The 12,431-nt window shown below is 65.4% G+C and carries 15 protein-coding genes; 7 read left to right on the top strand and 8 right to left on the bottom strand.

The genetic code is table 11. The annotated features are described in order from the left end of the window. Positions 1-13: 13 nt before the first annotated feature. The 3 genes from ACCD11_RS06890 to ACCD11_RS06900 all read left to right on the top strand — a co-directional run bounded on the left by ACCD11_RS06890 (position 14) and on the right by ACCD11_RS06900 (position 1,444). Positions 14-385, top strand: coding sequence for a hypothetical protein (locus ACCD11_RS06890; protein WP_413313150.1), 372 nt, complete (start codon positions 14-16; stop codon positions 383-385). Further along, positions 372-602, top strand: coding sequence for a hypothetical protein (locus ACCD11_RS06895; RefSeq protein ID WP_007836713.1), 231 nt, complete (start codon positions 372-374; stop codon positions 600-602). Before ACCD11_RS06890 ends, ACCD11_RS06895 begins: the two co-directional genes overlap by 14 nt. 254 nt (positions 603-856) lie before the next feature. Then, entirely contained in the window at positions 857-1,444 is a 588-nt protein-coding gene (locus tag ACCD11_RS06900) for a hypothetical protein (protein ID WP_007836715.1), read from the top strand. Between the two features lie 13 nt (positions 1,445-1,457). Here ACCD11_RS06900 and ACCD11_RS06905 read toward each other — a convergent pair whose 3' ends face one another. Beyond that, complete coding sequence (locus ACCD11_RS06905) at positions 1,458-2,300, bottom strand: metal-dependent hydrolase (RefSeq protein WP_413313152.1); 843 nt, start codon at positions 2,298-2,300, stop codon at positions 1,458-1,460. 125 nt (positions 2,301-2,425) lie between these two features. Here ACCD11_RS06905 and ACCD11_RS06910 point away from each other — a divergent pair, with 125 nt between their 5' ends. After that, positions 2,426-3,055, top strand: coding sequence for a TetR/AcrR family transcriptional regulator (locus ACCD11_RS06910; protein ID WP_007836717.1), 630 nt, complete (start codon positions 2,426-2,428; stop codon positions 3,053-3,055). A 10-nt stretch (positions 3,056-3,065) separates the two neighbouring features. Here the strand turns inward: ACCD11_RS06910 and ACCD11_RS06915 are convergent, their stop codons facing one another. Both ACCD11_RS06915 and ACCD11_RS06920 read right to left on the bottom strand, forming a co-directional pair. Beyond that, positions 3,066-3,434, bottom strand: coding sequence for a nuclear transport factor 2 family protein (locus ACCD11_RS06915; RefSeq protein WP_413313154.1), 369 nt, complete (start codon positions 3,432-3,434; stop codon positions 3,066-3,068). A gap of 1 nt (position 3,435) precedes the next feature. Beyond that, complete coding sequence (locus tag ACCD11_RS06920) at positions 3,436-5,967, bottom strand: sodium-translocating pyrophosphatase (protein ID WP_413313156.1); 2,532 nt, start codon at positions 5,965-5,967, stop codon at positions 3,436-3,438. 254 nt (positions 5,968-6,221) lie between these two features. Here ACCD11_RS06920 and ppa point away from each other — a divergent pair, with 254 nt between their 5' ends. Continuing rightward, positions 6,222-6,749 (top strand): inorganic diphosphatase, encoded by a 528-nt coding sequence (gene ppa, locus ACCD11_RS06925; RefSeq protein ID WP_007834256.1) that lies wholly within the window; start codon positions 6,222-6,224, stop codon positions 6,747-6,749. Here the strand turns inward: ppa and ACCD11_RS06930 are convergent, their stop codons facing one another. Then, positions 6,750-7,502, bottom strand: a complete 753-nt coding sequence (locus ACCD11_RS06930; protein WP_413313158.1) for a hypothetical protein — start codon at positions 7,500-7,502, stop codon at positions 6,750-6,752. 59 nt (positions 7,503-7,561) lie between these two features. Continuing rightward, on the bottom strand, positions 7,562-8,734 hold the full coding sequence (locus ACCD11_RS06935; RefSeq protein ID WP_413313160.1) for a GNAT family N-acetyltransferase: 1,173 nt from the start codon (positions 8,732-8,734) through the stop codon (positions 7,562-7,564). A 19-nt stretch (positions 8,735-8,753) separates the two neighbouring features. Between ACCD11_RS06935 and ACCD11_RS06940 the strand changes: the two genes are divergently transcribed. Together ACCD11_RS06940 and ACCD11_RS06945 are read left to right on the top strand one after the other, a co-directional pair. Further along, a complete protein-coding gene (locus ACCD11_RS06940) occupies positions 8,754-10,451 on the top strand; it encodes an NAD+ synthase (RefSeq protein ID WP_413313162.1) in 1,698 nt (565 codons plus the stop codon). After that, a complete protein-coding gene (locus ACCD11_RS06945) occupies positions 10,448-10,786 on the top strand; it encodes a P-II family nitrogen regulator (RefSeq protein ID WP_007834250.1) in 339 nt (112 codons plus the stop codon). Before ACCD11_RS06940 ends, ACCD11_RS06945 begins: the two co-directional genes overlap by 4 nt. Before the next feature lie 44 nt (positions 10,787-10,830). On the opposite strand, the gene ACCD11_RS06950 is transcribed toward ACCD11_RS06945, so the two are convergent. The 3 genes from ACCD11_RS06950 to ACCD11_RS06960 are packed head-to-tail and all read right to left on the bottom strand — an operon-like array spanning position 10,831 to position 12,423. After that, on the bottom strand, positions 10,831-11,421 hold the full coding sequence (locus tag ACCD11_RS06950; RefSeq protein ID WP_007834248.1) for a TIGR00730 family Rossman fold protein: 591 nt from the start codon (positions 11,419-11,421) through the stop codon (positions 10,831-10,833). 31 nt (positions 11,422-11,452) lie between these two features. Then, on the bottom strand, positions 11,453-11,860 hold the full coding sequence (locus ACCD11_RS06955; protein ID WP_413313164.1) for a diacylglycerol kinase: 408 nt from the start codon (positions 11,858-11,860) through the stop codon (positions 11,453-11,455). Then, complete coding sequence (locus ACCD11_RS06960; RefSeq protein ID WP_413313166.1) at positions 11,857-12,423, bottom strand: RDD family protein; 567 nt, start codon at positions 12,421-12,423, stop codon at positions 11,857-11,859. The genes ACCD11_RS06955 and ACCD11_RS06960 overlap by 4 nt, the downstream gene beginning before the upstream one ends. Between the last annotated feature and the right edge of the window lie 8 nt (positions 12,424-12,431).

Here is a 12,431-nt window from a genome sequence, read left to right on the forward strand (position 1 = left end):
ATGCTGCCCCCAGATGCAAACCATGAACACGACCGATAATCCGTCTCCCAAGACCGATCTGGCAGTGACCCACGTGTTGGCGCAACTGCTGGAAAAGCTTGAACACAGCGCTGTGCCCGTCGGCGCAGAGCAGTACCGTTCCGTGGTCGAACACCTCGTGCATGAGTTCGAGGATGTCGAGCAGGGCGCCGAGCTCGGCCGCCTGCTCGATGCCTATCCGGCCGCGGCCGAGGTGTATGAGAACCTCAACTATCAGTACGCCGGGCTTTGCCGCTCGGCGTTGGACGCTTCCCTGGCGGCTGAAACCAGTGCCCGGGAAGCCATTGCACGCGCGATGCGCCGTGCCGAACCGAATAGCAAGGACAAGACGCATGGCGAAGGGTGAAGTGAAGACGGCAGTGGTGGCGGACGGCCTGCGTTACAAATCGAAGACGCCCGGCTCGCCGTTTCGCGCCTCGGCGTCGTTCAGTGGCGCGACCATGTCGTGCTTCATGTGCGGCAAGCACCGCGTGCGCTCGCAGTTGCGCACCCGCCAGGTGCTGGGCAAGTCCCAGACCGTCTGCGCGCCTTCGTGCAAGGCGCTCGACGAATCCCTTGAGTAGGCCTTGACCAAGTCAGTCCGTTAAGGACACCCTGCTAGCACATCAGGGAGGCACTTTGGAGACATTTCCGCGTGCATAAGTCACGAATTGGCCTTCCCCATTGCCGCCAATCGTTATACAGTTAGAAACAAATGATGCAAGTGATTGCATGAATTCAAAAGTTCTAATTTGTAGCCGATTTCCAATGAATTGCAGCCACGCCGTCGACGCCCCTCGCGGGACATGGAATTCAACGCTTGCAAAGGGGTTCTGCCATGGCTAAGTCGCGCCACGTGGTCATTCAGGTGGTCAAGCGCTCCTCCGGCAGCGCCACGCACCATGTCGAATTCCTGATGGACGACAACTTCGCCGAGCGCCTGCGCCAATTGCGCTCGCTGGTGCCGCCTCTTGGCAGCCTGAACAAGCAGCGCGACCTCGTGATCGACAAGGTGCGCGTGCGCCTGCCCAACGCCATCTGGCGCTCGGGCAATGAGATCGAGATGGACGGAGGCGTGGACGGCTCCTGTATCGTCATTGCCGCGGAAGGCTCGTTCAATTGCGGCGGCAAGGACCGCAAGACGCGCGAAAAGCTCGTGACGTACAACTTCTCCATCGCCCGTCTGATCGAGCTGCATGCCGAGCGCCCCGAGGGCGAGACCCTCTACATCCGCGACGGCGTTTTCGCCAACGACGAGCCTGCCGAATCGCCGGCCGGCCGTTGGGTCACTTCGATGCACGAGCTGGAAGTGGTGATGCGCGTGCCGGATGCTCCGTCCGATTTCGACACCCTGCACGACCTGGCGCTGCGCCCCGAACACCAGCAGGCCGGCGGCGGTGCGCCGCAACGCGCCAACTTCTACTGAGCTTTCTTGCCGGTCAACCCGCGGCCGCTGCCTCGGGTGTCGCGCCCACGGGTGCGTACTGTGCGCGGTTGTCCTCCAGCCAGCGCACCGAGAGGCTGCTGTCCTGCTGCATCGGATGGAAGTCCGGGCGCAGGTAGCCGCGCCAGCCGGCCAGGTTGCCGCGCAGCAGACCGTCGCGGCTCAGCAGGATGCGCACGGCGCTCTTCCAGGTCGACCATTTCCACAGCTGCTTTTCGTGGCGCAGGTTGTCGATGGTCTGATGCATCAGGTCGCCCAGGAACATGATCGTGACGCGGCGGAACCAACGCTTGCGCCATTCGTCGGAGCCGCCTGCGGCCTTGTAGATGTCGAAGGCCACGCTCTTGTGTTCCAGTTCTTCGGCGCTGTGCCACAGCCACATGGTGCGCAGCCGGGGCTCGGCGCCGTCGAGGATCTCGGGGTGGGCCAGCAGCCATTCGGCGAACAGCGCCGTGAAGTGCTCGGTGGCCGCCGTCACCGCCAGCGCGTGGCGCGGGTCGGCGTCTTCCATCAGCGTCAGGCGCTTGCCCGCGCGCGCCGTCCAGCCATCCACCAGGCCCTGGCTTTCGAGGTGGTTGTTGAAGAGCGAATGAATGCGCCGGTGCGTGGCTTCCTGCCCGATGAAACCGCGCACGTCGGCGCGATGCTTTTCCTGCACTTCCGTCGGCAACGTGGCGACGGCATCGCGAACCGCGTCGATGAAGAATTGTTCGCCGAAGGGGAAGCTCATCGACAGGGCGTTGAAGAAAGCGGTCGAGAATGCGTCGCCGCCGCACCAGTCGCGGGCAAAGGGCGATTGCAAATCGATCAGAAGGCGGCGGACCACGAGATCAGTCATGAAAAACAAGCCTCGAAAAAAGCACGGAACTGAAATGGTTGGTACATCTTCGTACCGACTTGCCTCCATGGTGCAATCGCAAGTTGGTACTGTCAAGTACCATGACGTAGGAAAATGTGCCGTTCATGAGTGAAGCCGTCGAAACAGCCGTGCCTTCCAAGTCAGCCGATGGCACCGGAAGCGAGCACTACACGCGCCTGCTGCAAGGCATGGCGCATGCCGTGGCAGCAAAGGGCTACGCCGAAACCACCATTGCCGACATCGTGCGCGAGGCGGCCGTGTCGCGCCGCACCTTCTACGAGCACTTCAGCACCAAGACCGAGTGCCTGATCGCGCTCTACCAAACCGCCAGCCGGCTCGCGCTGCAGGCGGTGAGCGAGGCTTTCGACCCCGCGCAACCGTGGCATGCGCAGGTGGAGCAGGCTATGGCGGCGTATTTCGATTACCTCGCCCAGGACCCGGTGCTGCTGCGCACGCTGTTTGTCGAGATCCTCGGCCTGGGCATGCCGGGCCTCGCGGTGCGGCGCCGGGTGAACGACGAGATCGCCAACTTCATCCAGGTGGCGATCAACAGCAGCGGCGACGCGGAAGGCCTCGCAGTGCATCTGACGAGCCAGATGGCGATGACGGTGGTCGGCGGCATCAATGAACTCGTTCTGCAAGCCATCGAGCAGGATCGCGCTGCGGACCTGCGGGAGCTGGTAGCGCCAGCCACCCGGCTGGTGCGGGCCGTGGCGGCCGAGAGCCGGCGCTAGAAGCCGAGATTCAGCCCGGCTTTCGCTGCGCCGGGTCGTAGAAGAATTGCTCTTCGGCGATGCGATCGCCCTCCCAGCGCTGCCAGGCGATTTCCTCCATGCGCATGCTGGCGCCACCCTTGAACGTGAACTCGAAGATCCAGTGGATCGCCACATGGTCGCCGTTCACGAGCACCGGACGCACGCACGTGGAGGTGACGGTTTCGGTGCGATCGAGCACGGCCGTCTCCTGCGCCACCAGCGTGCTGCGGCCGCGCCGTGGCTCGGCCTGGTTCTCGCGCATGGTGGCGTCTTCCGTGTAGTAGTCCTCGATGGCTTTGGCATGCGCGCCGCCTTCGACGGCGGCGATGAAGGATTCGAGTCGTGCGGGTGTGGGCATCTCAGGACTTTATCTTGACCTCGACGCGGCGCGCTTCGGAGGGCGGCCCGTCGGCTTGGGATTGCTCGGGCTTGGCGAGCTCGATCTTGTCTTCGGGCGCACCGGCCGCCTTGAGCGCATCGCTCACGGCCACCGCGCGCTGCTTGGCAAGTTCGGCGTTCTTGGCCGGGTCGCCGCTCGCATCGTGGTAACCGCTCACGAGCACGGTGCTGCCGCTCTGCACGGCCTTGATCACGTCGGTCAGCGCTTCCCTGGCGTTGGGCGCCACTTCGGCGCTGGCGCTCGCGAAGTAGAACTTGACCACGCCGTTCTCGACCTTCACGGCGGCGGCTTCGGCGGCCGACACGGCGCCCGAAGCCACCACGGCCGCAGGCGTCGACGGCGTGGCAGCGGCGGCGGGCGAGGCAGCGGGCGCCGTGGAGGCCGGCGGCTGCTCGACCTTCGTCGGTACCGCCGCCGCCGCATCGCCGGCATGGAACTTCACCACCAGCGGCACGATCAGCAGCGCCACGATGTTGATGATCTTGATCAGCGGATTCACCGCCGGGCCGGCAGTGTCCTTGTAGGGGTCGCCCACGGTGTCGCCGGTGACGGCGGCCTTGTGCGTCTCGCTGCCCTTGCCGCCGAAGTGGCCGTCCTCGATGTACTTCTTGGCGTTGTCCCAGGCGCCGCCGCCGGTGCACATGCTGATGGCGACGAACAGGCCCGTGACGATGGTACCCATCAGCAGCCCGCCCAGCGCCTTCGGCCCGAGCACCAGGCCCACGATGATCGGCACCAACACCGGCAGCAGTGACGGGATCATCATTTCCTTGATGGCCGCGCCGGTCAGCATGCCCACGGCCTTGCCGTACTCGGGCTTGCCGGTGCCTTCCATGATGCCGGGGATCTCGCGGAACTGGCGGCGCACTTCTTCCACCACCGCGCCGGCCGCACGGCCCACGGCTTCCATCGCCATCGCACCGAACAGGTAAGGGATCAGGCCGCCGATGAAGAGGCCGACGATCACCATCGGGTCGCTCAAGTTGAAGCTGATGTTCAGCCCGAAGCTCTCGAGCTTGTGCGTGTAGTCGGCAAAGAGCACCAGCGAGGCGAGGCCGGCCGAGCCGATGGCGTAGCCCTTGGTCACAGCCTTGGTGGTATTGCCGACCGCGTCGAGCGGATCGGTCACGGCGCGCACGCTGTCGGGCAACTCGCTCATCTCGGCGATGCCGCCGGCGTTGTCGGTGATGGGGCCGTAGGCGTCGAGCGCGACCACGATGCCGGCCATGCTCAGCATCGAGGTGGCCGCCACTGCGATGCCGAACAGGCCCGCCAGCGAATAGGACGCCAGGATCGCGATGCACACGAAGATCACCGGCCACGCCGTCGAGCGCATCGACACGCCGAGGCCCGCGATGATGTTGGTGCCGTGGCCAGTGGTCGAGGCCTGCGCGATGTGCTGCACGGGCTTGTACTGGGTGCCGGTGTAGTACTCGGTGATCCACACCAGGGCGGCCGTCAGCGCAAGGCCGACGAAGCAGGCGCCGAACAGCTTGAGCTGGCTGCCGCTCGGTGCAATGGCGTTGTCGGGAATCAGCCAGCTGGTGACGAACCAGAACGCGACCAGCGACAGCACGCCCGCCACGGCCAGGCCCTTGTAGAGGGCCGGCATCACGTTGACCATGCCCGGCGATGCCTTCACGAAGAAGCAGCCGATGATCGACGCGATGATCGACACGCCGCCCAGCGCCAGCGGATACAGCACCGCATTGGTCGGCGCCGCCGTGACCATCAGCGCGCCCAGCACCATGGTGGCGATGAGCGTCACGGCGTAGGTCTCGAACAGGTCGGCCGCCATGCCGGCGCAGTCGCCGACGTTGTCGCCCACGTTGTCCGCGATCACCGCCGGATTGCGCGGGTCGTCTTCGGGAATGCCGGCCTCGACCTTGCCCACCAGGTCAGCGCCGACGTCGGCGCCCTTGGTGAAGATGCCGCCGCCCAGGCGCGCGAAGATCGAGATCAGCGAGGAGCCGAAGGCAAAGCCGATCAGCGGATTGAGGATGGCCGAGAGGCCGTGGGCCCCGGCCGGAATGCCGCCAGCGGACAGCACCCAGTAGAAGACCGACACGCCCAGCAGGCCCAGCCCCACCACCAGCATGCCGGTGATGGCGCCGCCGCGGAATGCCACGTCGAGCGCCGGGCCGATCCCGTGCGTGGCCGCCTGTGCCGTGCGCACATTGGCGCGCACCGATACGTTCATGCCGATGAAGCCGCAGGCACCCGAGAGCACCGCGCCCACGATGAAGCCGACCGCCGTGGTCAGGTCGAGGAAGATGGCGATGAGGATGGCGAGCACCACGCCGACGACGGCGATGGTGCTGTACTGCTTGGCGAGGTAGGCAGAGGCGCCGGCCTGGATGGCCGCCGCGATCTCCTGCATGCGGGCGTTGCCCGGGTCCTTCGCGAGAATCCAACTTCGGGCCCAGAAACCGTAGGCCACGGCCACGAGGCCGCAGACGATGGCCAGTATCAGGGGGGTGTTGCCGATCATGCTTTGCTTCTCCATTCGTTCGTTGTGACTTGTGGAGACGGACAGCATGGGCCCTGCGTGCAACGCGTACGGGACCATGTTTTCCGCCGCGTTGCTTCCTCGAAGCTCGCAGCACCTGGGGTGCGGAGCCGATTGGCCAACGGTTGCAATTTACAGGCAAAAACGAGCGTGCGTGCGACGGGTCGGTGACGCGGAAAGTAAACTCCGGGTTTGTCCCCATCCCTCTCATACTTTTCAACTACTCGAAAAACGTCATGTCCTTCGACAAAGTTTCCCCCGGCAAGAACGTCCCCGATGCCTTCAACGTCGTGATCGAAATCCCGATGAACGCCGATCCGATCAAGTACGAAGTCGACAAGGAATCCGGCGCGATCTTCGTCGACCGCTTCATGACGACGGCCATGTACTACCCGGCCAACTACGGCTACGTGCCGCAGACCCTGTCGGGCGATGGCGACCCGGTGGACGTGCTGGTGATTGCCCCATACCCACTGCTGCCGGGCGTGGTGGTGCCGTGCCGCCCCTTGGGCATCCTGATGATGGAAGACGAGGCCGGCGTCGACGGCAAGGTGCTGGCCGTGCCCACCGACAAGGTGCTGCCGATCTACAGCCACTGGAAGTCAGTCGACGACGTGAACCCGATGCGCCTGAAGGCCATCAGCCACTTCTTCGAGCACTACAAGGACCTGGAAGCCGGCAAGTGGGTCAAGGTGCTGGGCTGGGAAGGCATCGACGCCGCCAAGAAGGAAGTCCTGGACGGCATCGCCGCCTACAAGAAGTAATCAGCCCCGGACCGCATCGCCAGCCTGCCGCATCCACTCGCGGTTGACCGACCTGGCGTGCGAGTTCCAGTGGCGCGCGGCCTGCTGGAGTTCGTCCCATTGGCGCTGCGCCGCAGCGGCGTCGCCTTGCTGCGCCAGCCAGACCACATAGCTTGCGCGCGCCTCGACCGTGTTGTATTTGCTCAATGCGGCTTCGAAGGCTTCGCGCGCTTCCGTGTTGCGCCCGTCGGCCGCCAGTGCGCGGGCCGTCAGCACGGCGACTTCGTCGTTGCGGTAATCGTCGCGCGTACTGCGCAGGGTCTGCAAGGCCTGCAGTGCATCACGACCGGCCGAAGGGCCGCCGGCGGCCATCAGCGCGCTGGCGAGGCCGAACTGCAATTCGGGATCGGAGGCGAGCGGACCCTTCAGCGCGTCGCGGTAGTGGCCGACGGCATCGGCGGCCTGGCCCTTGTCGAGCGCGGCCTTGGCAAGGCGCAGCTTGTTCTGCGCCGTGGGCGCGAGGTCGTAGGCCTCGGTGGCCGCGCGGTATTCGCGCTCGGGATCGATGAAGCCGATGGCCGCGTTCGCCACCTTCCCCGCGGTGCGCTGCATGCGCGAAGCGGGCAGGTACTCGACCATGAAGTACACGATGCTGCCCAGCAGCGGGAAGCTGAAAAGGATGATGAGCCAGTACATCTGCTTGCCGTGGCGCATCGCATGCACGGCAAAGAACAGCGCAATGAGGACGTGCAGCCCCAGTCCGAAGAATGGCATTGGTTTCTTTGTGTTGTTGTCGAATCGGGCGCCTTTATAGCAGCCCCGAATGGCACAACTCAGGCGGACCTGAAGGGGCTGCGCTCGCCCAGGTGGTCCATGTAGTTCTCGATGCCCGCACCCTCGCGCTCCAGGAAGCGCTCGACTGCATCGGCGAACGAGGGATGCGCCAGCCAGTGGGCACTGGTGGTCTTCACCGGCATCAGTGCGCGCGCCATCTTGTGCTCGCCCTGGGCGCCGCCCTCGAAGCGCTGGGCGCCATGTTCGATGCACCAGGCCAGCGGCTGGTAGTAGCAGGCCTCGAAATGCAGGCAGTCGACGCGCTCCAGCGCACCCCAGTAGCGGCCATAGGCGACCAACGGCCTGTCGGACTGCGTCGAGAGGGCGATCAGGCTGGCGGCCATCGGCTTGCCGTTGCGCTCGGCGATGAACAGCAGCCAGGCTTCGGGCATGGTGCCGGCCATGCGCCGGAAGAAGTCGCGCGTGAGGTAGGGCGGGTTGCCATGCTCGCGGTAGGTGCGTTCGTAGCAGCGGTAGAAAAAGTCCCAATCGGCCTTCGAGATGTCGGCGCCGCGCGACCAGCGGAAGCTCACGCCCGCGTCGGCCACCTTGCGGCGCTCCTGGCGGATCTTCTTGCGCTTGTCGTGGGAGAGGCTGGCGAGGAAGGCGTCGAAGTCCGCGTAGCCGGTGCCGGCCGAGGGTGCCGTGTTCGTCCAGTGGAATTGCACGGTGTTGCGCAGCATCAGGCCGGCTTCGGCGCAGGCGGCGATGTCCGCCTCGGCGCCGAACAGCAGGTGCAGCGACGACAGTTCCTCCTGTTTGCACAGCGCGACGAGCCCTTGCACCAGCAATGTGCGGCTCTGCGCATCGCGCGCCAGCAGCCGCGCGCCGGGCACGGGCGTGAAAGGCACTGCAACCACGGCCTTCGGGTAGTAGGCCAGCCCGTGCTGCTCGTAGGCGTTGGCCCAGGCCCAGTCGAACACGTACTCGCCGTACGAATGGTCCTTGATGTAGAACGGGCACGCCGCCTGCAACTGCTCACCTTGCCACAGCGTGACGAACTGCGGCACCCATCCGCTGTCCGGCGAGGCGCTACGGCTGTCATTCAGCGCCGCAAGGTATTCGTGGCGCATGAAAGGCGAGGGCTCGGCCTCGGCGGCCAGCAGCGCGTTCCATGCTTCCGGGCTCACGTCCGACGGCGACGACAGAACCCGAATGACATAATCGTTCAAGCCTTTTTCTTCCTTCTGTATGACGCTCAAGCTCGCCATCGCGCAACTCAATTTTGTGGTGGGCGACCTCGCCGGCAACGCGAAAAAGATCGTCGACGCCGCGCGCCAGGCCCATGCACAGGGCGCGCGTCTCTTGTTGACGCCCGAACTCTCGATTGCCGGCTATGCGGCGGAGGACCTGTTCCTCCGCCCCGCCTTCACCGAAGCCTGTGATGATGCCGTGAAAGGCATTGCCGCCGCTCTGGCCGACCTCAAAGACATGGTCGTGGTGGTGGGGCATCCAACCGGCGGCAGCCTGCGCAGTCGCTCGGTGGCCGTGCAGATGCGCCACAACGCGGCCAGCGTCATCAAGGAAGGCCGCATCCTCGAAACCTACGCCAAGCGCGAACTGCCGAACTACCAGGTGTTCGACGAGCGCCGCTATTTCACGCCGGGGCAGGGCACCTGCGTGTTCGAGGCGGGCGGGGTTTCCGTTGGACTGCTGATCTGCGAGGACGCCTGGTTCGACCAGCCGGCCGAGCTGGCCCGCGACGCCGGCGCCGAGGTGCTGGCCGTGATCAACGCCTCGCCCTATCACGTGGGCAAGGAGGGCGAGCGCGTCGCGCGCATGGCCGACCGAGCGCGTGCCGTGGGGCTGCCGCTGGTGTATGCGCACCTGGTCGGCGGGCAGGACGAGGTGGTGTTCGATGGCGCTTCGTTCGCGCTGCAGGCCGATGGCACCACCGCCATGCAGGCGGAGAGCTTCCGGGAGAAGCTGGTCTTCGCGCAGCTGGAGCGCACGCTCCGGGGCAGCGTCGGCTTCGTGGCCGAGCCGGCTGCCATCGCACCCCCGCGCGACGCCGAAGCACAGCTCTGGGACGCACTGGTGCTGGGCGTGCGCGACTACGTCGGCAAGAACGGTTTTCCAGGCGCCATCCTGGGGCTTTCGGGCGGTATCGACTCCGCATTGGTGCTTGCGATCGCGGTCGATGCACTGGGCAAGGACAAGGTTCGCGCGGTGATGATGCCTTCGCCTTATACCGCCGACATCAGCTGGATCGATGCGCGCGACATGGCCGGCCGCCTGGGCGTGCGCTACGACGAGATTTCGATCAAGCACACCTTCGAATCCTTCAAGGATGCGCTGGCAGAGGAATTCAAGGGCCGGCCCGAAGACACGGCGGAGGAAAATATCCAGGCCCGCATCCGCGGCACGCTGCTGATGGGGCTGTCGAACAAGTTCGGCGCCATCGTGCTCACCACGGGCAACAAGAGCGAGATGGCCACCGGCTACTGCACACTCTACGGCGACATGGCGGGCGGTTTCGCGGTCATCAAGGACCTGCTCAAGACCACCGTGTTTGCGCTGGCGCGCTGGCGCAATGCCCACGATCCGTACGGCACGGGGGCGGCGCCGATCCCCGAGCGGATCATCACGCGGCCTCCCAGCGCCGAGCTGCGCCCCGATCAGACCGACCAGGACAGCCTGCCGCCCTACGACATCCTTGACGGCATCCTGGCACGCTACATGCAGGACGACGAAGGCATCGACGAGATCATTGCCGCGGGCTACGACCGCGCGGTGGTCGAGCGGGTTGCGCGGCTCATCAGGATCAACGAATACAAGCGGCGTCAGGCGCCGGTAGGCATCCGGGTCACCCACCGAAGCTTCGGCAAGGATTGGCGTTACCCTATCACCAGCAAATTCAACGAAACCGCCGGAGCGCAAAAACCATGAAGCAGATCACCGCCATCGTCAAACCCTTCAAGCTCGAGGACGTGCGCGAGGCCTTGGCCGAAGTGGGCGTTACCGGACTGACCGTCACCGAGGTCAAGGGCTTCGGCCGCCAGAAGGGGCACACCGAGCTCTACCGCGGCGCCGAATACGTGGTCGACTTCCTGCCCAAGATGAAGGTGGAAGTTGTCGTCAACGAGGCCGATGTGGAACGCTGCATCGAGGCCATCGTCAGCTCGGCGCGCACCGGGAAGATTGGCGACGGGAAGATTTTCGTGACGGACGTGGAGCGCATCGTGCGGATCCGCACCGGCGAAGAAAACGAGAACGCAGTCTGAAGCAAAAGCCTCCGGCAACGGGGGCTTTTTTCGAACCGCGCGCCTCAGAGGTTTTCCGACAGCCTGTCTTCGCGCGGGTGGAGCGGCACTTCGGCGCGCAGCGCCGTGAGCAGTTCGGGCACGTCGGTACCGGTGCGGATCAGTTCCATCTGCCATTCGCCCATGAAGCCTTCGCGCACGCTGTGCGCCAGGAAGCCCAGCAGGCCGTCGTAATAGCCGGCGGTGTTGAGGATGCCGGTCGGCTTGTCGTGATAGCCGAGCTGGCGCCAGGTCCAGATCTCGAACAGTTCCTCGAAGGTGCCGATGCCGCCCGGCAGGGCGACAAAGGCGTCGGCGCGCTCGCCCATCATGGCCTTGCGCTCGTGCATGGTGTCGACCACATGCAGTTCATCGCACAGCGGGTTGGCCAGTTCTTTGTCGACCAGTGCCTTGGGGATGATGCCGACCACGCGGCCGCCGGCGAGGCGGGTGGCCTCGGCCACCGTGCCCATCAGGCCGGTGCGGCCGCCGCCATAGACCAGTTGGCCGCCATGCCGGCCGATCCATTGGCCGACCGCTTGTGCGGCCTGGGAAAACTCGGGGCGCTCGCCGGGGCGCGAGCCGCAATACACGCAAATCGAAAATTCAGGATTCATCCTGCCATCATGCCGCAGCCCGCAGGCCTGCTCATGACACGAATCGTTGCCACAACGCCGCCGCCCAGATGCCCCCGCAAAGCGTGAGCGAAAGCAACACCGCGGCGCTGCCCATGTCCTTGGCGCGCTTGGAGAGGTCGTGCCACTCGGGCCCGATGCGGTCGATGGCTGCTTCGACGGCGGTGTTGAGCAGCTCGACGATCATCACCAGGATCGCGCTGCCCGCGAGCAGCGCCACCTCGGTCCAGCCGCGTCCGAGCCAGAAGGCGGCCGGGATCATCACGATCGACATGATGGCTTCCTGGCGGAAAGCGGGCTCGCTCCAGCCGGCGCGCAGGCCGTGCAGAGAAATCAGCGCGGCATGCCAGACCCGTTCGAGGCCCTTGCGGGCTTTCTGCGGATTGACGGCGGGATCGGGGAGCTTGGGCAAGGCACTCATCGGCGACTCATCGGTTTGGAGGTGATGAGCCGTGTACCGGCCCAGGCGTCGTGCCAGAACTGGCGCTCGGGGTGAAAACGCGCCAGCAGCGCCCAGACGGCGACCCAGCCGAAAATCAGGACGGTCGATTCGCCGCCCGACAGCTTGAACGGCGCAATGGCGGCCAGCGGCGGCAGAAACCAGACCCAGCTCAGCAAGTAGCGCGCCAACGCCCGGCGCTGGCTGACAGGCCGTCCGTGTGCATCGACGATGCGGAGGTTCCAGGTCTTCATGGCGAGGGTCTGACCCTTGGTCCAGAACCAGACGAAGTACACGCCGAACACCACGAAGAGAAAAGCCTGAAAAAGATGGCGCCGTGAATCCATGGCGTCGCGCATCTGGCCCAGCGTGCTGAAGAGCCAGCCTGAAACGAACACCACGGCGAACAGCAGCATGCCCTCATAGAGCCAGCAGGCCATGCGGCGCCAGAGGCCCGGCACTATCGAAACAGGAGCGTGGGTTGCTGGAGGAATCTGCGAGGCGGCCTGATCGGAGCCCGACGCCTCGGGGGAGCTGGAAACCATCGGAGCCT

This window comes from Variovorax sp. Varisp36, assembly GCF_047304235.1.
GTDB lineage: Bacteria > Pseudomonadota > Gammaproteobacteria > Burkholderiales > Burkholderiaceae_C > Variovorax.